Below are 22,961 nucleotides of genomic sequence, written 5' to 3'. Positions count from 1 at the left end.
CAAAACCGGCGGGCTCCGCGCACCTGTGACATGACCGTAGCCTGCGACGGCCGGCTCGCACTCCACCCGCGCAACGTTCGCGTCCGTCGCCTAAGGCAGCCTGGCTCTCGCACGGGCAGTGCCTCCGCTCGTGCGGCTGTTATTTGCGAAGCCGACCGAACTTTGCGCGCGCTACACCCTTCTGCTCGAAATTCTTCTTTCGAACGTGCGGTTCCAAGCTCTCCGAGAGTATACTAAGGTTAACATTTTATACAAGAGCGAGCCGTCTCGTTCGAATGGAAGGAGGGAGTATCATGGCAGATTTCATCATCGTCGCAGCCGCCATCGTCCTGGTCGCCGTAATCGCCGTGCGCTATGTGCGTCGAGTTGGCTCCGGCGGTTGCGCCTGCGGCTGCAGCGACAGCGAGCGCGCACCCAAACCAAAGCGGGTCGAAGTCGCGGACACCGACGAGGCGCACTATCCGTATGCCGCGGAGCTCATTATTGGGGGCATGAGCTGCGAGGGGTGCGCGCGCAACGTCGAGAACGCGCTCAACGCGCTCGAGGGCACCTGGGCGCGTGTCGATCTTGGCCGCAATACAGCGCACATTCTGTCGAAGACGCCCATTGACCGCGAAGTCTGCGCACTGGCTGTCCGAGACGCCGGCTATTCTGTGCGCGACCTGTAGGATGGGAGAACCATGCCACTCGTCCTCACATTCATTGCCCTCGGCCTTCTCGGATCGCTGCTCATGTTCGCCGGCGACATGCTGCTCTACTTCACGCCCGGCGCCTACGACATGGACGGCACGCTCAAGCCCTATATGCACGTCATGAGAGACATTCCCGCCGCGCGCGTGCGCGTGGGAGGGGCGCTGGGACCCGTCGCCGCCTTCCTCTACGTGCTCGGTTTTCTGGCGCTTCCCCTTACGGCGCGCAGCGACCTCGCCTGGCTTGTCTGGCTTGCGGCAGCGCTCCTTACCTTCGCACTCATCTGCGGCGGCGCCTACCACGCGCAGTACGCCTACCTCTCCATCATCGCCAAGGCGGGGCACGAGGATCTCTACGAGGAAGTCTCCGCCAACATCATGCTTCTCATGCGCCTGGCAACGACCCCCATGTACGCCGGGTTCATCCTGTTCGCCATCGCCATCGTGCTCGGGCAGACCGTCTTCCCCGTCTGGTTTGTCGTCTTCACGCCCATCGTGACGAGCTTTTTTGGGCTCGTGTGGATGCGCGTGCCGCAGCCAGCGCGGTGCATTCTCTTCGGCGGGTGGAGCAATCTCGTGTTCACGATCATGTTCACCGCGATGCTCATCTACCTGCTCACCTAATCACCACCGAACCTATACTATATGCAGACCGTCACAATCGTCTGCGGATCGCTTGTCGGCGGTCCTCCCTCGCCGCATCGAACGCCAGCCGCCCGCCGGGAAAGCGCTCCGCCATGGATGCGACCAGCCGTCGCATTCTTTCGAATTCTTGACAGCAAGTTCTTCCCAATTCGCAAATCACACCACTCCCCTCCTCAGAGTGAGCTACAGTTAACTTGTAATTGTTTACCAAGGCGTACTGTTGTGCGCGGAGAGGAGTTTCGCATGAGTGCTCTGGGCTTTCTCAAGGGGACGCACGGTCTGCTTCTGGGCGCGGGCGTACTGATCGGGTCTGTTGGCGCCAAGGTGCTTACGAGCGACGGGGCGAAACGCGTCTACGTCGAAGCCGTCGCGGCTGGGCTGCGCGCGAAGCAGGCCTGTGAAGATACCGTCGAACGCGCGCGAGCCGAGATGGACGACATCGTCGCCGAAGCCGCGTATCTCAATGAAAGCGTCTACGGCGTCGAGGACGAAGAAGACGGCGCGTCGGATACCGCCGCAGAGACCGTCCCCGCTAAAGCGTAGGCGCGCCCGTGCGATACGTCATCGAACACGAGGTGCCGGGGCGGCTGCGTCTTACGTTTGCCGATCACCTTGACGCGTCCGACGCCCTCGCCCTCGAGGCCTCGCTCTCTTCGTGGACAGGCGTCGAGCGCGTGCGCTCCTACCCGCGCATTCGCTCGGTCGCCATCTGGTACCGCGACGCCCTTGCAAGAACCGCCCTGCTCGATCGGCTGAACGAGCTCAGCCGCGTCCAGCTCGATGCGGTGCGCGCCCAGGCGCCCACGGCGCTCGCGCCCGCGGTCCCGTCCGCCGCGCGCAGCATCATCCGCCTAGTGGGCAACCATCTCATCCGCCGCTGGCTCCTCCCACCCGCACTGAGGGCGGTATGGGCCGGCCTTCACTACCTCGGTTTTCTGCGCGCCGGCCTCACCTCGCTCATGCGGCACCGCCTCGATGTGCCGGTACTCGACGCCACGGCCATCGGCCTGTCGTTTGTCAAGCGCGACCCCAAAACCGCGGCGAGCACCATGTTCCTCCTCGACCTGGGAGAGGTCCTCGAGGACGCCACCCGTGAGCGCTCAGAGCACGAACTCATCCGCTCCCTCATGGCCATTCCCCAAAACGCCCGGCGCCTCGAGGACGGCGAGGAGGTCACCGTGCCCACCCAGAGTCTCCGCGCAGGCGACCTCGTCGTGGCGCGCACCGGCATGCCCGTGTGCGTCGACGGCGTGGTGGTATGCGGTGCGGCCATGGTCAACCAGGCGGCACTCACCGGCGAGCCGCTTGCCGTCGAGCGCATGGCCGGCGACGACGTCTTCGCCGGCACCGCGGTCGAAGAGGGCGAGATCGTCATCCGCGTGGGCGCCGAGCCCGCATCGACCAAGCTCCGCTCCATCGTGAATCTCGTTGAAGCCTCCGAGCAGCTCAAAAGCGAGGTCCAGACGCGCCGCGAGCACCTCGCGGACCGCTTCGTGCCGTGGAACTTCCTGCTTGCGGGGCTTGTGGCGGCGACCACGAAAAGCCTTGCCAAGACATCGGCCGCCCTCATGGTCGACTACTCCTGCGCCCTCAGGCTCACGTCGTCCATCAGCGTGCTCTCCGCCATGAGCCAGAGCGCGCACGAGGGCATGGCTGTCAAGGGTGCCAAGCATTTCGAGGCCATCGCCGCCGCCGACACCATCGTGTTCGATAAGACAGGAACGCTCACCGAGGCGACGCCCCGGGTCGCGCGCGTGCTCGCCCTCGTGCCCGATTGGACCGAGGACGAGGTGCTGCGCACCTCGGCCTGCCTGGAGGAGCATTTCCCGCATCCCGTGGCGCGCGCCGTGGTGGCGGCCGCCGCCGCGCGCGGCCTCGAGCATCGCGAGCGCCATGCCGAGGTCGCCTATATCGTGGCGCACGGCATCGCATCGGCGCTCGATGGCAAGCGCATCGTCATCGGTAGTCGCCACTTCGTGATGGAGGACGAGCACGTCGAAGTCGCCCCCGAGGCAGAGGCGCGCATCGACGGCGACCTCGAAGGCCTCTCACCGCTCTACCTCGCCCAAGACGGAAAGCTGGTGGGCGTGCTCGGCATCGAGGATCCCTTAAAGGCAGGAGTGCCCGAGGCAATTGCGGCGCTTCGCTCACAGGGCATCGACCACATCATCATGCTCACCGGCGATAACGAGCGCACCGCCGCACGCATCGCCACCGAGGCGGGCATCACCGAGTACCGGGCCGACCTGCTCCCCGAGGAAAAGCATGCCTACGTGGAGGCGCTCGTGGCTCGCGGACAACGCGTCGTCATGGTGGGTGACGGCGTTAACGACGCGCCGGCGCTCTCCGCCGCCGATGTGGGCATCGCCATGGGCACGGGCACCGCCATCGCGCAGGAGGTCGCCGACGTCACGCTCGCCGCGGGCGGGCTCGACGCCATCGTGCGCCTGCACGCGCTCAGCCGCTCCCTCATGGGGCGCCTCGACCGCTCGTTCACCGCGGTTATGGGCATCAACTCGGCTCTTCTCGCTGCGGGAATCGTCGGCATCATCCGACCCCAGACCTCGGCGCTCCTGCACAACGGCACCACCATCGCGCTGGCCGCAGAAAGCGCTCGACGTCTCTAGGAAGCACCAATCGGTCCGCTGTGGGGCCTGTCGTTGGGAAGTGGAGGCATGGAACGGTTCACCGTCGAGCAAGACGGCTTCTTCGGATTCCTCCACTTGCCGGAGCGGCACGTCGAAGCGTACTCCGGCAAGGCGCTCATCGTGCTCGGCGGCAGCGAGGGCAACGAGAACATCCCGCGCAACCTCGGTGCGCGTTTCGCACGGGGGGGCATCGCCGCGCTCGGCCTGTGCTACTGGAACGTGCCGGGACTCCCCGACGGGCTCATCGAGGTGTCGATCGAGCCAATCGAGCGTGCCGTCGCCCATCTCCGCCAGCGTGGCTTTGACCGCGTGGGGATCTACGGCATCTCCAAGGGCGGCGAGCTTGCGCTTCTCGCCGCCTCGCTCATGCCTCAGATCACCTGCGCCGTCGCCATCTCCCCGCTCGCCTGCGCCATGCCGGGCATCACCGGCAACAAAAGCCTTGCCGGCAAGGGTCTGAGCGACCGCTCGAGCTGGACCTGGCGCGGCGAGCCCGTGCCCTGCGCGCGGGGCGGCGGGAGGCTCCCCTACCTCGGCATCATCCGTCGTATCGTCACCGAGCGCCAGCTCGACATGCGCTTCGTCTACGAGCGGATCGTCGAGCGCGCACCCAAGGAGGCCTGGATTGCCGTGGAGCGCATCAACGGGCCCGTCCTTCTCGCCAGCCCCTCGCATGACGCCATGTGGCCGAGCGACGAGGCCTGTCGGATCGTCGAGCAGCGCCTCGCCAAGCACGACCATCCCTTCGAGATCACGCGACGCTCCTACGAGTACGCGAGCCACATCCTCGTGCCCATGGAGACACCCTCGCTCAGGCTCTTCCGCGTCGAGCGCGCCAACCCCGAAGCATGCCGGCAAAGCCGCGAGGACGCCTTCGCCCAGACGCTCGCATTTCTCGCCCGGTGGTAACGGATGCTTCTACAGCGACGCCTCGTAAGCGTCAATCATCAAGCTCGCCGCTAGGCCGAATACCGCCCCCTAGCAGCCTTACCGAACGCGCGGCTTCCATCCCAGTAGAAGCGCGGAGTTGACGATAACGAGCACCGAGCCCGCGTTGTGCACGAGGGCGCCCACCACAGGGTTCAGGACGCCCGAGATGGCGAGCGCGATCGCGATGAAGTTGAGCGTCATCGAGAACGTGAGGTTGATCTTGATGGTCGTCATCATGCGGCGGGAGAGGCGCAGGAGGTGCGGCAGCTCGGCGATGTCATCGTTCACGAGCGCGATGTCCGCCGCGTCAACGGCGATATCGCTGCCGACGCCTCCCATGGCGATGCCCACAAGCGCGCGCTTGAGCGCAGGCGCGTCGTTGACGCCGTCGCCGACCATACAAACGCCCTTGCCCGCGCGCTCCGAGTCATCGATGAAGGAGAGCTTGTCCTCGGGCAGGCAGGCGGCCTTGTAGGTGGTGATGCCGAGTTCGGCAGCCACGTGGGCGGCCGCCGCCTCGTGGTCCCCCGTGAGGAGCACCGGCTCCACGCCCGTCTCCCACACTGCCGAAAGCGTAGCGGTGGCGTTCTCGCGCACGCGGTCGGCGAGTGCGATGAACCCCGCTGCCGTGTCGCCCCAGCCGAGATAGGTGATCGTTGCCCCCTCGGCGCGCGTAGCGTCCACGCGCCTCCCCAGTGCGTCCGGTATAGTCAGACCGTGCTCCGCCAGCAGCGCAGCGCTGCCGGCGTACACCGTGCGCCCGCCCACCTCGGCCACTACGCCGCGACCGGGCACCATGGCAAAGGACGTTGGGTCCTTCGGCGCCGCTCCGGCGTGCTCCGTGGCCGCGGCCACGATGGCGCGCCCGAGGGGGTGCTCGGATCGCTTCTCGGCCGCGCCGGCAACCGCGAGCAACGCGTCCTCGCTCACGTCCTTCTCGCCCGCGCACACGGCAACCACGTGCGGCTCCCCCGTGGTGAGCGTGCCCGTCTTGTCAAAGCACACGCGCCTGACCTGCGCCAGGCGCTCGAGCGCGTCCCCCTCACGCACCAGAAAGCCGTGCCTGGTGGCGTTGCCGATCGCCGCCATGATGGCCGTGGGTGTGGCGAGCACGAGCGCACACGGGCAAAAGACGACGAGGATGGTGACCGAGCGGATGATCTCGCCCGTCACGAGATAGGTGAGAACTGCTGCCACAAGGGCGATGACGACGATCCACACCGCCCAGCGGTCGGCGAGGTTCACGATCTTGGCCTTGTCGGCGTCTGCCGACTGCACGAGGCGAATCATCCGCTGGATGGACGAGTCCTCGCCTACGCGCGTCGCGGCCATGTCGAACGAGCCGAACTGGTTGACCGTGCCGGACGACACCTCGTCCCCCGGGCCCTTGTCCACCGGCAGGCTCTCGCCGGTCATGACCGCCTGGTTCACCGAGGTCTGACCGGAGACGATGACGCCGTCTACGGGCACGGCCTCCCCGGGCAGCACGCGTAGGATGTCGCCCACCTGAACGGCTTCCGCCGCGATGGTCTCCTCCGCCACGGGGCGCGGCTCCCCGCCCTCGGCCGTTGCGCGAGCGATGCGCCGTGCCGTGCGCGGCGTCAGATGGACGAGCCGTTCGATGCCGGCGCGGGCGCGCGCCACGGTGAGCTCCTCGAGCAGCCCGCCGAGCTGCATGATGAAGGCGACCTCGCCCGCGGCGAAGTCCTCGCCGATGAAGACGCTCGCGATGAGGGCGAGCGAGACGAGCACGTCGGCCGTGATGTCGAACTCCGTCACGAGGCCGATGACGGCCTCCAGGATGATGGGCACGCCGCACAGGATGATGGCGACCCACGCGATCGAGAACGGAAACGGCTCAACGCCAGCGAGCGAGAGCGCGAGCGCCGCGCCCGAGATGGCGAGAAACGCGATGTCGCGCTTAGCGCCGCCCCACTCCAGCAGCTTCTCGAGACCTTCGACCATGGGCTCCCCCGTCCTTCTCGCCGGCGCGTTTTGATACCTATACCCCTATGGGTATAATGCTTTGAGGAAGAGGAGTCAAGCCGAAGTTCTTTTTTCAGCTGAGGTACTAAATCATGTTGGCGAAACGCTCGACGGCCTTGGTGAAGTCGGCAACGGTCTTGTCCGCGTCCCCGTGCTCGATACCGTCGCGCACACAGTGTTGGATGTGCCCCTCGAGCACAACCTGGCCGCATCGGTGCAGGGCGCTCTTCGCTGCGTTGATTTGCGAGAGGATGTCCTCGCACGGCACGTCTTCGTCAATCATGCGATCGATGGCCTGCACCTGGCCGATGATCTTGTGCAGACGCCTGTGAAGGTTCGCCGCATCCATGCACTGCCTCATCGCATCCCCTCTCCGCGCCGCGCGCGATTACCAAAACCTTTCCGCCATCATAGCGCGCCGGGCCGGACAGCGCATCGCAGATGGTCTTCGTCCTGCTACGGCCCCCTTTTGACGACCCTGAACACACGCCATGTCCCGCCTATACCCGATAGGTGGAGCATTCACATTCGAGGATGCCCGGAAAGGCGTTGACGACGTAGAGCGGAACGTTTACCAGCCAATCCTGTTGCTTCAACCCGCGCAGCGGGAAGCGCACCGCCATCGTGGCAAGGCCCGCGACGAGCTCATCTGCGGCGATCGCTCAAAGTGTGATCAGATACTAACCGTTTCCCACATGTACTGATACAGGCAACCCTAAAGACAGCCACGCAAGACGATCACGCGCACGCACGGATCGCGTCGCGCAGGAACTGCGCCGCCCCCGGCGCAACCTTTCCGTAATAGGCTTGGAACCGCTCGTCGGCAACATAGCCGTCCGCCAGACCCTTGTGCGCCTCGGGTGTGTAGGTACCCTCCGGCCAGTACATGCGCAGCCAGCGGGCGCGCATCGCCACGAGTTTTCGTGCCTCGGAGCCCGCCGGGTCGCCCGCCTCCATCGCACGGCGCAGCTGCTCGTTGATGGCGACCGCCAGCTCTTCTGCCTGCAGGTGCGCCGCCTCGCCCACCTCCAGGTATTACTTGTTTGAGGCATCCACCACCTCGTCGCCGTAGGCCGCGCGGGTCTCCTCGCCGTAGGCCTTCTCGTTCTCGGCGACCTCACGCCAGCGGCGAAGCGTCGACAGCACCGCGCCCAGAAGCGACGCCGCCTCGTCCACAGTCCAACCCATCACCTCGGCCATGCGCGGCGCGCAGTCTTCGATCATCTCATCCATCGAGATCTCGTACGTGTAGACACCGTTCTCGTAGCACCAGCGACAGAAATCCTCGGCCTCGGAACCGTCCGCCTCATGACCGTGCTGACCGGGAGCGGTGAACATCATGCTGAATCTGAATCTACCCCGATTCCGTTTACACCCCTACGCCGCCTTCTCGCTCGGGAGCACCAGCTCCCGCTGCATGTTCGCGTCCACCATGGCGACGACCGCCTCGTCCTCGCTCATATTCCGTATTATGGCGGGAACCTCCGAGAGCCCCGCGAGCTCCGCCGCGCGCTTGCGGCGGTGGCCGCTCACGAGCTCGTATCGGCCGTCCCCCTTCGTGCGCACCACGACGGGCGTGAGCACGCCGCGCTCGGCGACGCTGGAGGCCAGGTCGGCCATCTCCTCGTCGCCGCGAACCCGGAACGGATGGTCGGGGAACGGGTCTATGGCGCCGAGGGGGAGCTCGGAGACCTTCTCGCGCGCCGCCTCGTCCCGCTCCTCCTGCGTGGTGAACAGGTCATCGACCGACGAGAGGCTGATGGGAATCTCTCGACTTCGGGCCAACCCCGCTCACCTCCCTCGCGAGGCGTGCGTAGGCCCACGCGACCTTTCCCGAGGCGTCGTAGGCGAACACGCTCTTCCCGTGCGCGCTGCTCTCGGCGGCCTTTACGGCGACGGGGACGGTTGCCTCGTACACGCGCAGGGCCTCCCCGTACGAGCCCCGGATGCTCCTCTCGACCTGGCGGGCGAGGTTGGTGCGCGCGTCGACGAGCGTGAGCACGATTCCTTCGATGCGCAGGCCTGGGTTGATGTGCCTCCGCACGCGGCCCACGGTCTTGACGAGCTGGGTCATCCCCTTCGCCGGGAGGTACTGGGCCTGCACCGGGACGACCACCCCGTCCGCCGCCGTGAGCGCGTTGATGGTCATCATCCCGAGCGACGGCGGGCAGTCGATGATCGCGAAGTCGTACCCGCGCTTCGCACGGTCGAGCCACGAGCGCATGGCGTGCTCGCGGCTCATGGCGTTCACGAGCGCCACCTCCGTCCCCGAAAGCTCGATGTTGGCGGGCATCAGGTCCACGCCCACCGCATGGCTCAGGATGCCCGCGCGGCAGGGGAACGGCTCGTCGAGGACCGCTCGCTCGAGATGGGTGGCGAGCGTCACCTCGAGCTCGTCCGGGTTCCACCCGAGCGATGTGGTGAGGTCCCCCTGCGGGTCCGCGTCGACGAGCAGGACGCGCCTGCCGCGCATCGCGAGGGCGACGCCCAGGCTCGCCGCCGTCGTGGTCTTGCCCGTCCCTCCCTTCTGGTTCGCTATCGCCAGGACCTTGCACGGGCACATGGTTCCCATGCTCCTTCCGATTGTCTTTGGACTCAGATACGGCAACGCCCTCCGAGCGAGGAGGCCGAGGCCCCCGACCGCCCGGTGCAGCGGGGAACGGGCGCATCCCCTCGCCGTCCGCACCGCCCGTTCCCCCGGCAGAGGGGGCGCGCGGCGCCTCTGCCGCGCCAACCGCACGCGAGGGGTCGCCGACGGCCCTGCCGCCCGGCGCGCTCTCTCCATACGCCCCATCGATCTAGCCTCCTCGGTCGCGCAAAAACAAAGGAGCCCCGGCGACCGCTCGCCGGGGCTCCCCCTGATACATATGAGACGCAATCGGACGCGCGGCATCGTTTTGTCATCACCGCGCCGTGTGTCGAGATGAAAACAGGCTATCTACCTGCCGTTTCTTTCCCTGTGTTATCCATATTCTCCTATTCCCACTCAGTAATCAAAATGTGCACTCTCATCACCGTTCGTCTACGTGGTGTACCGTCGTCTTCCAATTAACCGAAATGAACCGCATTTCGCATCTCCGAGTTGAACTCAAATTGAACTCAACGCCGTTCTATCGGCCGGGGGCTTCCAGGCAGAAATATGCAAAAAAGCCGACACCACAAGGAAACGCCCATTAGGGATTTTATCAAAAGGGGGGGTCAAGCCGGCGCCGCGGGACCGATCGCGCACCCAGCCGTCGAAAAAACTTCGTTAAGGGGGCATCTGCTCGCGTTCCGGCAAAGAATGCCCCTTTAACCGCCGAAATCTACCTTCCGGTGAACCCGCGCTTCCAGTCGAGGTACTCCTCCTCGGAGATCTCCCCGGAGTCCCGCCTCGCGCGCATCGCGGCCCACGCCCTGACCGCCGCGTCGAGCTTCTGGGCGCCGGGCGCCGCGGGGTCCACGGCGACCCGCGCGCCGTCTGCGTCCGCCTCGGGCCTCGCGCCGAAGCTCTCCTCGAGCCGGAACAGGACCTCGATCGCGTCGCGCGCCGTCTCGACCCCGTAGTCGGCGAGCGCGGCGGGGGCGACCCCGAGCGCCCTCGCGAGGGCCTCCAGGTGCTGCGGCCGGGGCGTCCTGAGCCCGAGCTCGTAGTTGCGCACCGCGGACTCGGTCACGCCAGCCATCTCGGCGAGCTCGCGCTGCAGGAGGCCGCGCCTCGTCCGGAGCTCGCGTATCCTGCTGCCGTCCGCCATGTCTCCCCTGTCTCTCTCGTATATCTGGTGTACCTGCTTATCTCAGGATAACGCATCAGGATATGAAGGATTGTCATGTTGACCGTTCGATTTCGTGCTGCTAGTATCCGAACTGACAGCACGTTTTCGTGCTGTCGCGAGATTGGAGAGAGATGGAGAGCAGAACCATCGGCGCGGACGAGGTCGCCGAGGCCCTCGGCATGTCGCGCGCCTACGCCTACAAGCTCATCCGCCGGCTCAACAAGGAGATGGAGGAGCGGGGGTGCATCACCGTGCCCGGGCGGGTCAGCCGCGCGTACTTCGAGAAGCGCCTGTTCGAGGGCGAGGGGGATTCCGATGTCGGTGACAAGGGATAAGCGGAACGGCACCTGGTACGTCCAGGCCTGGTACAAGACCTACGACGGCAAGCGCGCCCACAAGGTGAAGCGGGGCTTCAAGACCAAGCCCGAGGCGCTCTCGTGGGAGCGCGACTTCTACGCCGTGCAGGCGGGCGACATGGACATGAAGCTCGTCGACTTCCTCGAGCTCTACAAGAAGGACATGGGGCCGCGCCTGCGCCTGAACACCTGGAAGACCAAGGAGTCCATCATCACGAAGCGCATCCTCCCCTACCTGGGCGAGAAGCGCATGAACCAGATCGCCCCGGTCGACATCGTGAGGTGGCAGAACGAGCTGATGGCCCTCGAGAAGCCGAGCGGGGGCGGGTTCTCCGCGACCTACCTCAAGACCGTCAACAACCAGCTCTGCGCACTCTTCAACCACGCCGTGCGCTTCTACGGCCTCTCGTCGAACCCGTGCCGCAGGGCCGAATCCATGGGCTCGAAGTCCGCCGGCGAGATGAGGTTCTGGACCAAGGACCAGTACCTCAGGTTCTCGGACGAGATCATGGACAAGCCGCTCTCCTTCCACGCCTTCGAGACGCTCTACTGGTGCGGCGTGCGCGAGGGGGAGCTGCTCGCCCTGAAGCCGCGGAGGTTCGACTTCGAGCGGGGGACCCTCACCGTCGCGGAGTCCTACCAGCGCATCGACGGGCAGGACGTCCTCACCGACCCGAAGACCCCGAAGTCGAAGCGCGTCATCGCCATGCCGCACTTCTACGCGGAGGAGATGGAGGCGTTCCTCTCCGGGCGCGGCCTCGACCCCGACGAGCGGATCTTCCCCGTGACCAAGTACTTCCTCAGCCACGAGATGGCGCGCGGGAGCAAGGCGGCCGGCCTCGAGCCCATCCGCATCCACGACCTCAGGCACAGCCACGTGTCGCTGCTCATCGACATGGGCTTCACCGCGCTCGCCATCGCGGACCGCATGGGCCACGAGGCGGCCGACATCACCTACCGCTACGCCCACCTGTTCCCCAGCGTCCAGGCCGACATGGCCCGCGCCCTGGACGGGGCGAGAAGGGAGAACTGACATGCCCTGCCCCAACTCCGCCCGCGAGAGGAGCGTCACCATCGGCTTCCGCGTCACGCCCGAGCAGGCGAGGCGCATCGACCTCATGGCGCGCGCCTCGGGCATGACCAAGCAGGACTACCTTTACAAGCGAGCCCTCGAGGAGGAGGTCGTCGTCAAGCCCGACGTGCGCGTCTACAAGATGCTCCGGGACGAGATGGCGCGCGTGTACCGGGAGCTCAGGCGCATACGGTCCGCCGACGAGGTCGACGAGGGGCTCGCCTGGACGGTCGACTTCCTCGCGCGGGAGTTCTCCGCCATGCGCGGCGAGGCGGAGCCCTCGGACGTCGAGCGGGAGGACGCCCTCATCTTCGGCATGTCCCGGAGGTGAGGACACGTTCCCCGCCCCAGTCGACGCCAGCGCCTCCGCCGCGCGCAGACCCTCTGTGCCGAGATTATGGAGCCCTTCCGATGGATGGCCCACACTTCCCGAGCGCTTCCCCCGTTCGCCTCAATCGGGTATACTTCAGTCATTGTGAAAAGCCCTAGGGCTTTTAGCGGCTGCGGGTACCTGTACCTTCAGCCGCATTTTTCTTATCTTTTGGAGCCGATATGGAAGATCCCGGCACCGCGACAACAAAGGAACGGCCGCTCATCGACGCCGCCCAGCAGGTCCGCCACCTCAAGGAGCGAGGGGTCCGCTTCGAGCTGACGGACGAGCGGGAGGCCGAGCGATTCCTGCGGGAGAGCAACTTCTTCTTCAAGGTGAAGGCGTTCGCGAAGTGCTTCTCCCGCTACACCAACCCCGGCTCGGAGCGCTTCGGCTCCTACATCAACCTCGATTTCGCCCACCTCGCCGAGCTCACGAGGCTCGACCACCACCTCCGCGAGACGGTCCTCTCCCTCACGCTCGACATCGAGCACTACATGAAGGTCGAGCTCAACAGGATGATCATGGACGCGGGAGACGACCCCTACGAGCTCATGGCGTCCTTCTTCGACTCCGAGCGCGAGAGGAAGGTCAGGGTGCTCGAGAAGAGGGTCGACCTTTGCTCCATTCGGTCGAAGGCCCCGGTGGTCAGAAGCCTGTCCGGAGACCTGGCGACATCGGACGCCAGATCCGTCATCTCCGCCCTCGCCTCCCTGCTGCACCTGGCATCGGACGCGCTCGGCGGGATAGACCCCGACCACACCGAGAGGAGCCTTGCCGGGCTGGGCGGGTCCTCCTACACCCGTGGGCTCGTCGAGAAGTACGGGGACCCCGGGCACATGGCGGTCTGGAGCTACCTCGAGCTCGCGTCCTTCGGGGGCGTCATCTCGCTCTACAAGTACTACGTCTTCGAGCGGCGAGCGATGAAGGACGAGGAGGAGGTAAAGGGCCTGCTCTTCCCGACGAAGGCGCTGAGGAACGCCGCCGCCCACAACGGGAACATGCTCAGCACGCTCAGCTCGAAGCTGAGGAAGCCTGTCGGCTCCATCTCGAGGATGGCGGTCGAGGAGCTGGGAATCGACCGCGAGCTCGTGTCGCTCACCAAGAGGGCGCCCATCATCCACGACTTCACCGCCCTCGCCCTCTGCTACATGCACCTGGTCAAGAGCGAGGACGCGAGAGGGGACGCCGCGGAGAAGCTCCGAGCCCTGCGCAGGCGATTCACGGCGCACAGGGACTACTTCTCCAAGCAGGGCGAGCTGAAGAACGGCCTAGCCATGCTCAGCGAGGTCATGGACAGGGCGGCCGGCCGGCTCTCGCTCCCATAGCGGACACGCCTCGTAGCATCAGAAGTCAGCTCTCCGCATCCATCGCCGCCCAGCTCACAGGCGCAATACCCGGAAGAGACATCAGACAAGAGGGACAGGTGGGCTGATAGTCCCCGGATTTTGTCCTGCGTTGCATCGAGGCGGAGACGTACACCGCCTTTCGAGCGCGAGTGACGCCGACGTACAGCAGGCCGATTTCTTCGATAAGCCCGTCTGGCATTCTCCTCATATCGACAATCCGGCAACTTTGCGCGGAACGTGAGCACATACCAGCCCTGTCGCACTGAATGCACATTCCTCCGGGCCAATCTAAACGCGTGACGCCCGGGATGAAAACGCTGTCCCACTCGAGCCCCTTGGCGGAATGAACGGTCATCATCGAGACGCCGGCATCGAGGTAATCCGAGAAGCGCCGCAGGGAGCCCTCGGAGAAGATGCTCAAGATATAGTCGCGCCGCTCCGAAGGGCTCATCGCCGCGCAATCTGCCGCAAGGTGTTTCCTCAACGCTCCGAGAAGCATGGCGTAGGACCGCCCGTACTCGAATCCCTTGGAGCCGGAAAGGAGCTCTTCGGAAACGGACTCGATGATTCTGTTCGCAGCGGACCGACTGACGCCTTTTTCACCAGGTGCTGCATCGGCAATCTTGGAGAGGGCAAGCGCGTTGAACGCCATGAATTCCGAGCTTGTATCCGAGAAGAGTCCGTTGAAGTACGAGACGCCCTCTTCGTCTAGCCCGTCCATGATGAGGTCGGCAAGGGGGCCGCGTTTGCGAACGAGAATTGCGGTTCTCCCTCCCTCGCCTTGCGCAAGCTCTGCGACTTTGGAAACGATGGCAGCCGCTTCGCCTTGCTGCGTGGAGCTGATGAGGACGGGCAGTCGGGGTGTTCCGCCGACAGGGCCTCCCTTCATGTTGGAGCGAATCGCGGCACCGAGCTCTCCGATGATAGATCCTTCGGAAAACCTATGGTTATGCTCGAGTTCAAGCGGCAAGAGGCGTAGGTCGGTAGATGCCTTTTCCTTTAGTCCCGTCATCGCGCCAATAAAGCCGTAGACGCGCTGGATGGGATCGCCGAACATGCAGATTCCCGACTCTTCTGAAAGCAGACCGTTTAGGAAGATATAGCACAGGGCATTTGTGTCCTGCGCCTCGTCGACAAGCACGACAGGATAAGCTGCCGACAGATAGGACCTCAGCTTCGGACAGAGGGCAAGCAATTCGATTGCAAGGGAGATCATCGCGGAGTATGGCAAGATGCCATTCGGCACGAATCTATCCCTGATGACTTTATTAAAGGGGCAAATCAAGCGCCTCAAGTCTTCGTCTCGACCGCGTCTCATGGAGCTGAGAAAGCTGTCGACGACATTCTTTTCATCGTAAGTCATGCCGCCGCCTCGCGAAATCAGCTCGCCGACGGAACCGTTGTCATCAAGCATGGAAAGCTCGTCGACGCAGGCTGGCAGAGAGAGCGATCTCCAGTACCTTCGCAGCAGAGCCCATGCGAGGCCGTGGAAGTTGGTTGTCATGACTCTGCCCTCGAAGCGCCGTGCCGCGGGACCGGGAAGCGCCGACAAAGCGGCGCTCATGTCCGCTCGCATCCTCCGCGCCGCGGCGACGCTAAAGGTCAGGGCCATGACCCTTTTTGGTGGTGGGACTTCACCGGATGCCAGCAGCCAGCATGCCCGTCCGGTCATCGCCGTCGTCTTCCCATAGCCCGCCGGCGCTTCCACGAAGACCCTCCTCGATCGCGTGAGGATCGCCAAGAGCTGCGATTCGTCCCCACCGCAGCGCCCCTCGATTACGACCCTAACGCTATCCCTCAAGTCGCCTTGGCTCCCCGGCATCAGAGTCCCGCCGCCCTGCGAATGATGTTCTCATAGCATGCGGGAATGCCGTCGACACCGAGCGCCTCCGCCAGGGCAACGTCAAATCTGACGCCTTTGTTCGACGAGAGCCAGGCATACATGAGAGCTCGCGATCTGGGCGTGTCCGCGAACTCCCCCTCGAACTCCTCTCCCTGAAAATCGTACTCAGAATCCATTAGGCTTACGTTGTAAGTCGCACATGCCTTTTTCAGAGCTCTGCTGTTACCTTTGATAACCACGGCCCTCTTCCGGCGCTCTTCTGATTCGAGGAATGTTATGAACGTACTCTGGCTGCCTTTGGCGAAGAGAGCGTCGATGACCTCGGACTCGAAATCCCAATCCGTTGTCGTTATGTGATCTCCTGAAGCGATTGGCTCCCCGTCGTCTCTGTCGACAATGGAATAGTTTGGTATCTCAAACTCATCTAGAAGCTCGCAGAGCGGTCCCACGTTTTCTTTCCCTCCGGCCCTGATTGCCACAACTCCACAATCGTCCAAATCCATCCCAAGGCTGCGCGCGAAGACCGGAATGGCGCCGGACTCCGCCTCCCCTTCAAAGGCCAGGACAGACCGGGCGAAAAAGGCCTCCCGTATCGAATCAAAGCCCAACATGAGGTGCTTTTCCGCCTTTCTGGGCAAGGTGATCTCCGTTCCGCACTTGACCGTCGGGGAACCTTCGCCCTGTCCAAATCGCACGATGTTCTTGTAGCCGCGAGCCAGAATGTTTGGGGAATGCGTCACCATTATGAGCTGGGCCCTGATTGAATCGATTCCGAAATAGGCCTTAAGAAGGGCGTTGAACTTGTTGTCCTTCCCCTCGCAAATCCTGTGCAGGCTCTTCGAGAGTCGCCTCTGCATATACGGGTGGAGGTGGGCCTCGGGCTCGTCGTATGCCAGCACGGCATGCAGCACAAGCTTGCCGTTGGCACCCAAGCAGAGGCTCTCTGAAAGGCGTGTTGGCGAGAGGCGCATAATGCTCTCGACTATCGAGAGAGAGGCGATGGCGAGGTACTGCAGGCCTACCCCCGCCTTTTTGAAATGGACGCCTCTTTTATCCAGCAAGGTAACCAAGCTTCCAAGCGATCCGCCATCCGACGCATCGACGCCCGTCTTCACCCCATACGACGACAAGATGGGGACGTCGTCGACGATTGCATTGAGCTCTGTAGCAAGACCCTCAAGCTCCTCTTCGTCGAGAAAGTCGGAAACTCCCTTACCCTCTTTTTCAAGATAAAGCGCGATGCCCTTGGTGAGAACCTTACCGACACCTCGGGTACCGTCAAACGCCAGGTCTCCCCTGTTGAATGATGCCGTCGAATACCTGAACATGTGAACGGACCTCATCAGTGAAGGAGGGATCTTTTCCCCGCTTCCCTCGAGTTCGAATTCTATTCGGGAATCCGGGTCGTCGGCAAAGGCGCGCACGGTAATGGTGTCTCCGGTCATGGGGTCGACGTCGAGCCCCGTCGTTCCGAGCTCGTCCTCGTCCATCTTTAGAGTGACTACAGCCCCTGACCGCTTTCCGACGTCAGCGAAATCCTCTTCGCTGAGCATTGCTTGATTGAAGATTGTATTGAGCAGGTCGAGCACGTTCGATTTGCCGAGGTTGTTCTCCCCGACGATATAGTTTACGTCCTCGTCAAACTTTATCGACACGCCATCGAGGTTCCGGTAGTTCTCGATCTTCAATTCGACAATCCTCATGTGGCCTCCGACCTTTATGGTTCCGTAGCTTCCATCAGTCTGACACGTTGCTTGTTGTGCTGAGCCGAATCCGGCGGATGCCGGTTATTCCTCGTGCGCGCAGCCTGTCACGGGCCCCGCTTTCCCCGCAAGGGCCGCGATGCTTTTCCGGCTTCTTTCGAGCTCGGCCGCCCCCGCTCAGAGCGGTGCCGGCGAAGCTCGCCCGAAACAACCGGTCGGCGGCGCCTCCCTGCCGGAAAACCAGCGGCTCCGCCTTCGCTTCCCCCCTTGCGGCGCGCGGGATCCCGCGCGCCCTCCGCTCCCGCTCCGGGCGGTCGGCAGCTAACGAGGCATAGCCGGTTACGGAAGGAGCGTGAGGACGATGAGGGAGAGCCTAGAGGTCGGCCGTGTTCTCCACGAGGCCGAAGCGGGCCCCGAGCGTCACGAGCGCGTCCCCGTCGAGGTACCGCAGGGGCCCGCCGGAGGGAACGCCCCTCGCCTCGTCCACGTCGGTGACCGAAGCGTTCCAGTCGCACCCCGGGCAGTAGAACGCAATCTCCCCCGGGCGGCGGGAGTACCGGAACATGCGGAGCTCCCCGCCGCACGCGGGACAGCGCCGGTAGGGACGGTCGCCGGGATGCTCCCTGAAATGCTCGAAGACGCCCATCTCGTCCCCCTTCCGAGGCCGCCGCCAAACTCCTGTTCCCAGCATTCTACCCCGCCGAGGGGACGCGCACCTTGACAGCAGCATACGACCGCAAAGGACATGCGCCCGGCAGCGCGCCGGGCGCGGGACCGCCGCCAAGCGCGGCGGGAAGGAGGAAACTATGCCAAGGAGAAGATTCACGCCCCCATCCGACATCGAGCCCCTTTTCCACTTCTGTCGTCACTGCGGCGGCGACTACACGCCTCAGGAGGACGGCATCGAGGGGGTCTGCCCGGAGTGCGCGCAGCGCCTCTACACGCGCTGCGACGAGTGCGGCGCGACCGTGCCGGCGGCGGACGCGCGCCGCCCGTCGTCGGGCCGGACCCTCTGCCGCGAGTGCGCCGAACGCCTCTGCTACACCTGCCGCGAGTGCGGAGAGCTGCACGAGCGGTCCTCGACCGACTTCCTCGTGGACGCCTACGGCAGGACCATCTGCTCGTCGTGCTGGGACGACTGGGATGCGTGCTCGGAGTGCGGGGAGTACTTCCCCGCAGACGACCTCGAAGAGGGAGAAGACGCGGACGAGCGCCTCTGCCGGAGGTGCGCCGCGAGACGAGGGAGCAGGCTCATCCACCCCTACTCGTACAAGCCGGAGCCGATATTCCATCGTGCCGAGGGGGAGGAAGCGAACGCGCTCGCATTGGGAATCGAACTGGAGATGGACGGGGGCTCGCCGGAACGGGCGGCGAGGGGCATCCTCGCGCTCGCAGGGAGCGACTACCTCTACTTCAAGCGGGACTCGAGCCTCGAGGACGGTGCCGAACTCGTCACGCACCCGGTGAGCCCGACCGTGCTCCTGTCGCCGGAGGGCAAGGAGCTCTGGCGCTCGATATGCAGGACGGCCGAGGCCGCGGGCATGAGGAGCCACGACACGAGGACGTGCGGCCTGCACGTGCACGTGAGCCGGGCGTACTTCGGACAGAGCCCGACCGCGCAGGCGCTCGCCGAGTACAAGATGCTCGCCCTCGTCGACCGGCTGTTCGAACCGCTCGCGATTTTCAGCCGGAGGAGGCGCGAGCAGCTGAACCGATGGGCGAGGCGCCCGGACGCACCGGTGGGCAACGATGGGTGGATAGAGACCGCGCGCCTCGTCCACAGGACGGCCCGCCACGACCGCTATCAGGCGGTGAACATCCAGAACGAGGCGACCATCGAGCTGAGAATGTTCCGGGGGACGCTCAGGCCGGAGACGCTGTTCGCGACGTTCGCGCTCGTCGCGGGGATGTGCGCCGTGGTGAGGGAGCTCACCCCCGGCCAGCTCGACCGGCTCACGTGGTACGCGCTGTGCGACGAAATACTGGAGAGGTGCCCGGATGGGGCGGGCGAGCTGGCGGCGTACCTCGCCGACAGGGGGCTCGCCAACGCCGCCCCGCCGTCGGGCACCGCGACCGCGATGGGAGCCTAGCATGTGCATCATCGTCTACAAGCCGGAGGGCGCGACAATGCCCTCGACCGACACCCTGCGCCGCTGCTTCGAGGAGAACCCGGACGGCGCGGGCTTCATGTGGCCCGAGAGGGGCCGCGTCCAGCTCCGAAAGGGGTTCATGGGGTGGGGCGACCTCGAGTCGGCGCTCTCAAGCGAGCTCCCGCGCGACGCGCGGGGGCTCCCCGTCGCCCTGCACTTCCGCATCGCTACGCACGGAAGGGTCAAGCCCGGGTGCTGTCACCCGTTCGCCGTGTGCAAGGACTACAGGGCCATGCGCGCGGAATCCGCCAGCGCCGCCGCGGGGTTCATGCACAACGGGACGCTGGCCGGGCTCGACACCTCGCCGGACGTGTCCGACAGCATGGCGTACGCCCGCAACGTCCTCGCCCCGCTCAAGGGGATGCGCGGCGGCCTCTCGGGCGCGGCCCAGCGACGCATCGTCGAGGCAACCGCACAGGGCTCGCGCTTCCTGCTCATGTCCGGGGACGCGCGCGTCCTCACGTTCGGGCGCTGGGTCGCCGACGGGGGCTGCCTCTACTCGAACGAGAGCTTCCGAGGGCGCGGGCGGACGGGACGCCGGGGCGCTCAGGCGTCGCTATTCGACGCTCCGGGATGGCTGGCGGCGGGAGCATGGCCCCCGGGGCCGTTCCCGGCGTGCGGCGGCTGCCCGCTCGCGGGAGAGTGCTCCGACCTCGGGCCGTGGTGCGGGGACGCCGAGGAGGCCGAGGAGGTGTCGGGCATGACGTCCTGACAGGGGGGATGGCCCGGCGGCGACGCCGGGCCGCCCTCGGCGACCGGGGCTCCCCGCCCCGGCCCCGGGCAAGGGGGCCCGCCCCCTTGCATCCCCATCCCGATTGCGAAAGAGCCTAGAAGAGGCCGCGCCTACGAGGCGATCTCCCTCGGGATGAACCGCGACGCGACCAGGCCGGCGACGGCCGCCACGCACACCGCGCCGAACACCGCCGACGTGCCCGCAGCGGTCGCGGCGGGGGCGAGCATGCCGCACGCCGCAGTCGAGACGGTGCCGCCGAAGCCTCTGAAGAACATGGCCATGGAGGTGGCGCGCCCGGCGTCGGCCGGGTCGGCGCCCGTCTGGGCGGCGAGGTTGGACACGGGCATGCCGATGCCGACGCCGAGGCCCAGCGCCGCCGCGACGGCGGCGCAGGAGGCGACCGCCAGCATCGGGGACATCACTGAGAACGCTGCCGCCGCTGAGAGGACGACGACGGACGACACCGCTGCGATGGCGCGGAGCCGCTCGGTCGCGCGGAACGCCGCGCCGGATGTGTTGCTGCCGACCATGAGGGCGAGCGTCATGGGGATGAGAACCGCGCCGGACGAGGCCGCGGCCATGCCCAGCCCCTCCTGGAGGAGCCGCGGCAGGTAGGTCACGCCCGCCATGAGGGCGAACTGGACGCAGAAGCCGGAGGCGAACCCCGCCACGACCTGCCCGCGTCGGAACAGGCCCGTGGGCACGGTCGGGGCGACCTTGCCCCTCTCCACGCGGGCGAGCGCGGCCGCGAAGACGAGGAACAGCGCGACGAGGGCCGCGAACTGCGGCGAGGCCATGGGGAAGGCGCTGCCCGCCAGGCTGAAGGCGAGGACGAGGCTCAGGACGCACAGCGAGGCGACGACGCTCCCCGAGACGTCGAAGCCAACCGCAGGGGCCCCGGGAGCCCTGCCGGGCAGGCAGCGCCCCGACAGGAGCAGGGCGACGATCGAGATGGGGAGGTTGACGACGAAGATGACGTGCCAGGAAAGCCCCTGGGCGACGGCACCGCCGATGACGGGTCCCACGACACTCGCGATCCCGTACATGGCCGAAGCCGCCCCGAGATACGGCCCCCTGTCCCTCGGCGCGAGCATCATCGCCGCGGCGATGAACACACCTGCCTCGAGCACGCCGCCACCAACGCCCTGGAGCAGGCGGAACGCCGCCAGCGCCTCTATCGTCGGCGCGAGGGCGCACAGGACGGACGAAGCGGCGAAGAGCGCGAGCCCTGCCACGTACACCCTCCTGAGGCCGAACGAGAACGCCAGCCCGCCGCACAGGAGGGTGGACACGGTGCTCGCCACGAGGTAGGCGGTCATCGGCCAGGCGTAGTGGGCCTCCCCTCCGAGCGCCGCGGCGACCGTCGGCATGGCGGTGGCCACCACGGTCGAGTCGAGCGCCGCGACGAACAGGGCGAGCATGAGGCCCACCACGGTCGACTTACCGACCGCCCCTGGCACGGGAGCGGCCATCGGTTTTTCCTGCATGTTTCTTCCTCTCTCCTCAGCGCCCGCCCGCGCGGGCGCCGCGGGGCATCCCCCGCGTCGGACAAAAGGAAGGACGGATCACCCCTTGGGCCTCCTCGCCACGGGCATCCAGATCTCGCTGCGGTACCCTCTCGACGAGAAGTCGCCGCGCGGGTACACCTCGAGGCTGACGTCCCCGGCGAGCTCGTAGCCCGAGGACGGGAGCCACTCGGAGAAGATCCTGCGGTAGTGCTCGGCGGTCGCGACGTCGCACGGCCCGGTGCAGTCGAACACGGCCCACGTGCCGGCAGGAACGTGGATCTCATCCGCCCAGCCGGGAGCCTCCCCCGAGGACGCCACCGCTATCCGGTAGCTCGACTCCCCGCCCTCGGACACGTTGACCCCGAGGACCCCCTCGGGACCCGAGCCGTCGGCGAGGGCGAGCAGGGCCTCGATGCTCCCGGAGCGCGAGGCACCTCCCCAGAACCTCCCGAGCTCCCTCCTCCCCTCGTCGCCCATCTGGGCGAGGACGCCCGCCTCGGACGGCCCGCACGGGAGGGACACCCCGACGAGGCGCATGCCGCCCCGCGGGACGACCCTCCACGACAGGGGCTCGGCGCCCGTGACGGTGAGGGAGAACGAGAGCCGCGGGAAGAGGGAGAGGCGGGCGCCGGGGCGCTTCGCCTCGCTGGGCGAGACGCCGAGGGCGTCCCGGAACGCGCGGGTGAACGCCGTCGGCGACCCGTAGCCGTACCGCACCGCGACGTCCACAACGCGCTCGCCCCTCGAGAGGTCGAGGGCCGCGCAGGAGATGCGGCGGCGGCGCACGTACTCCCCGAGACCGATGCCTGCGACGTAGGAGAACATCCTGCGGAACTGCCCCTCTGTGCAGGCGGCGAGGCGCGCCGCGCAGGCGACGTCGAGGTCCCCCTCGAGGTTCCTCTCTATGTAGTCCATCGCGTCGTTGAGACCCTCGATCCAGCCCATGGGGTCACCGTCCTTCCGAGATGAAGAGCATGGGGCAACACAGTAGCGCAGTCCTCGCTTGTGCGGGTCGGATTGTGCGAGATTTTGATGAACGGGCGGTCGCGGCCACACCCGCGCGATGGTAGACTGTCGCCACGCGGATCCGACCCGCGCAAACGCCCCGGATGGGCCGGGGCGACCTGACGCTAAGGAGAACGCCATGAAGGAGGACGCCCGCCGCGCCGTGATGCGCGCGGCACACCCACGACGCGACAGCTGAAATCGAAAGCCAGGGAGGGA

At 65.9% G+C, this 22,961-nt stretch carries 23 protein-coding genes; 11 read left to right on the top strand and 12 right to left on the bottom strand.

The genetic code is table 11. The features are described 5' to 3' along the window. Nucleotides 1-293 precede the first annotated feature (293 nt). The 5 genes from B5G20_RS01105 to B5G20_RS01085 all read left to right on the top strand — a co-directional run bounded on the left by B5G20_RS01105 (nucleotide 294) and on the right by B5G20_RS01085 (nucleotide 4,891). On the top strand, nucleotides 294-668 hold the full coding sequence (locus B5G20_RS01105; RefSeq protein ID WP_087354159.1) for a heavy metal-associated domain-containing protein: 375 nt from the start codon (nucleotides 294-296) through the stop codon (nucleotides 666-668). 12 nt (nucleotides 669-680) lie between these two features. Continuing rightward, complete coding sequence (locus B5G20_RS01100; protein ID WP_087354156.1) at nucleotides 681-1,313, top strand: DUF6796 family protein; 633 nt, start codon at nucleotides 681-683, stop codon at nucleotides 1,311-1,313. 264 nt (nucleotides 1,314-1,577) lie between these two features. Beyond that, on the top strand, nucleotides 1,578-1,877 hold the full coding sequence (locus tag B5G20_RS01095; protein WP_204207611.1) for a DUF6110 family protein: 300 nt from the start codon (nucleotides 1,578-1,580) through the stop codon (nucleotides 1,875-1,877). An 8-nt stretch (nucleotides 1,878-1,885) separates the two neighbouring features. Continuing rightward, a complete protein-coding gene (locus B5G20_RS01090) occupies nucleotides 1,886-3,961 on the top strand; it encodes a heavy metal translocating P-type ATPase (RefSeq protein ID WP_087354152.1) in 2,076 nt (691 codons plus the stop codon). Nucleotides 3,962-4,009: 48 nt separating this feature from the next. Continuing rightward, nucleotides 4,010-4,891: an acyl-CoA thioester hydrolase/BAAT C-terminal domain-containing protein gene (locus B5G20_RS01085; protein ID WP_087354149.1), complete on the top strand. Its 882-nt coding sequence runs from the start codon at nucleotides 4,010-4,012 to the stop codon at nucleotides 4,889-4,891. 78 nt (nucleotides 4,892-4,969) lie between these two features. Here B5G20_RS01085 and B5G20_RS01080 read toward each other — a convergent pair whose 3' ends face one another. The 7 genes from B5G20_RS01080 to B5G20_RS01050 all read right to left on the bottom strand — a co-directional run bounded on the left by B5G20_RS01080 (nucleotide 4,970) and on the right by B5G20_RS01050 (nucleotide 10,632). Continuing rightward, nucleotides 4,970-6,877, bottom strand: coding sequence for a cation-translocating P-type ATPase (locus B5G20_RS01080; protein WP_087354147.1), 1,908 nt, complete (start codon nucleotides 6,875-6,877; stop codon nucleotides 4,970-4,972). A gap of 106 nt (nucleotides 6,878-6,983) precedes the next feature. Beyond that, on the bottom strand, nucleotides 6,984-7,259 hold the full coding sequence (locus tag B5G20_RS01075; RefSeq protein WP_087216948.1) for a metal-sensing transcriptional repressor: 276 nt from the start codon (nucleotides 7,257-7,259) through the stop codon (nucleotides 6,984-6,986). A 377-nt stretch (nucleotides 7,260-7,636) separates the two neighbouring features. Further along, nucleotides 7,637-7,924: a TipAS antibiotic-recognition domain-containing protein gene (locus tag B5G20_RS01070; RefSeq protein ID WP_158094355.1), complete on the bottom strand. Its 288-nt coding sequence runs from the start codon at nucleotides 7,922-7,924 to the stop codon at nucleotides 7,637-7,639. Between the two features lie 9 nt (nucleotides 7,925-7,933). Next, nucleotides 7,934-8,239 carry a zinc ribbon domain-containing protein gene (locus B5G20_RS01065; protein ID WP_087354141.1) on the bottom strand — a complete coding sequence of 102 codons (306 nt, stop codon included), beginning with the start codon at nucleotides 8,237-8,239 and terminating at the stop codon, nucleotides 7,934-7,936. A 36-nt stretch (nucleotides 8,240-8,275) separates the two neighbouring features. Beyond that, nucleotides 8,276-8,683, bottom strand: a complete 408-nt coding sequence (locus B5G20_RS01060; protein ID WP_087354137.1) for a ParB/RepB/Spo0J family partition protein — start codon at nucleotides 8,681-8,683, stop codon at nucleotides 8,276-8,278. Continuing rightward, on the bottom strand, nucleotides 8,637-9,461 hold the full coding sequence (locus B5G20_RS01055; protein WP_087354134.1) for a ParA family protein: 825 nt from the start codon (nucleotides 9,459-9,461) through the stop codon (nucleotides 8,637-8,639). The genes B5G20_RS01060 and B5G20_RS01055 overlap by 47 nt, the downstream gene beginning before the upstream one ends. A 742-nt stretch (nucleotides 9,462-10,203) precedes the next feature. Next, complete coding sequence (locus B5G20_RS01050; protein ID WP_087354131.1) at nucleotides 10,204-10,632, bottom strand: helix-turn-helix transcriptional regulator; 429 nt, start codon at nucleotides 10,630-10,632, stop codon at nucleotides 10,204-10,206. A 152-nt stretch (nucleotides 10,633-10,784) separates the two neighbouring features. Between B5G20_RS01050 and B5G20_RS01045 the strand changes: the two genes are divergently transcribed. The 4 genes from B5G20_RS01045 (at nucleotide 10,785) to B5G20_RS01030 (ending at nucleotide 13,779) form a co-directional block, all read left to right on the top strand. Next, nucleotides 10,785-10,988: a hypothetical protein gene (locus tag B5G20_RS01045; protein WP_006720085.1), complete on the top strand. Its 204-nt coding sequence runs from the start codon at nucleotides 10,785-10,787 to the stop codon at nucleotides 10,986-10,988. Then, entirely contained in the window at nucleotides 10,969-12,042 is a 1,074-nt protein-coding gene (locus B5G20_RS01040) for a site-specific integrase (RefSeq protein ID WP_087354129.1), read from the top strand. Before B5G20_RS01045 ends, B5G20_RS01040 begins: the two co-directional genes overlap by 20 nt. A 1-nt stretch (nucleotide 12,043) precedes the next feature. Beyond that, nucleotides 12,044-12,412, top strand: coding sequence for a hypothetical protein (locus B5G20_RS01035; protein ID WP_087354126.1), 369 nt, complete (start codon nucleotides 12,044-12,046; stop codon nucleotides 12,410-12,412). Between the two features lie 221 nt (nucleotides 12,413-12,633). Beyond that, on the top strand, nucleotides 12,634-13,779 hold the full coding sequence (locus B5G20_RS01030; RefSeq protein WP_087354123.1) for an Abi family protein: 1,146 nt from the start codon (nucleotides 12,634-12,636) through the stop codon (nucleotides 13,777-13,779). Nucleotides 13,780-13,804: 25 nt separating this feature from the next. Here B5G20_RS01030 and B5G20_RS01025 read toward each other — a convergent pair whose 3' ends face one another. From B5G20_RS01025 to B5G20_RS01015, 3 genes are all read right to left on the bottom strand, one after another. After that, complete coding sequence (locus B5G20_RS01025) at nucleotides 13,805-15,622, bottom strand: ATP-dependent helicase (protein ID WP_087354119.1); 1,818 nt, start codon at nucleotides 15,620-15,622, stop codon at nucleotides 13,805-13,807. Next, on the bottom strand, nucleotides 15,622-17,346 hold the full coding sequence (locus tag B5G20_RS01020; RefSeq protein ID WP_087354116.1) for an AAA family ATPase: 1,725 nt from the start codon (nucleotides 17,344-17,346) through the stop codon (nucleotides 15,622-15,624). Before B5G20_RS01020 ends, B5G20_RS01025 begins: the two co-directional genes overlap by 1 nt. A 373-nt stretch (nucleotides 17,347-17,719) precedes the next feature. Further along, the gene (locus tag B5G20_RS01015) at nucleotides 17,720-17,911 is read right to left on the bottom strand and encodes a hypothetical protein (RefSeq protein WP_143750185.1); all 192 of its coding nucleotides are present in this window, start codon (nucleotides 17,909-17,911) and stop codon (nucleotides 17,720-17,722) included. A 241-nt stretch (nucleotides 17,912-18,152) separates the two neighbouring features. Between B5G20_RS01015 and B5G20_RS01010 the strand changes: the two genes are divergently transcribed. Both B5G20_RS01010 and B5G20_RS01005 read left to right on the top strand, forming a co-directional pair. After that, nucleotides 18,153-19,436: a hypothetical protein gene (locus B5G20_RS01010; RefSeq protein ID WP_087354109.1), complete on the top strand. Its 1,284-nt coding sequence runs from the start codon at nucleotides 18,153-18,155 to the stop codon at nucleotides 19,434-19,436. 1 nt (nucleotide 19,437) lies between these two features. Further along, on the top strand, nucleotides 19,438-20,208 hold the full coding sequence (locus B5G20_RS01005) for a hypothetical protein (RefSeq protein ID WP_087354107.1): 771 nt from the start codon (nucleotides 19,438-19,440) through the stop codon (nucleotides 20,206-20,208). Between the two features lie 131 nt (nucleotides 20,209-20,339). Here B5G20_RS01005 and B5G20_RS01000 read toward each other — a convergent pair whose 3' ends face one another. Then, nucleotides 20,340-21,716, bottom strand: a complete 1,377-nt coding sequence (locus B5G20_RS01000; protein WP_239286811.1) for an MFS transporter — start codon at nucleotides 21,714-21,716, stop codon at nucleotides 20,340-20,342. Nucleotides 21,717-21,794: 78 nt separating this feature from the next. Then, nucleotides 21,795-22,652 carry a helix-turn-helix domain-containing protein gene (locus tag B5G20_RS00995; protein WP_239286810.1) on the bottom strand — a complete coding sequence of 286 codons (858 nt, stop codon included), beginning with the start codon at nucleotides 22,650-22,652 and terminating at the stop codon, nucleotides 21,795-21,797. Nucleotides 22,653-22,961 lie beyond the last annotated feature (309 nt).

Source organism: Collinsella sp. An7 (assembly GCF_002159335.1).
Lineage (GTDB): Bacteria > Actinomycetota > Coriobacteriia > Coriobacteriales > Coriobacteriaceae > Coprousia.
The sequence above is the reverse complement of the archived record's forward strand: the minus strand, read 5'-3'. Positions and strand labels throughout refer to the sequence as shown.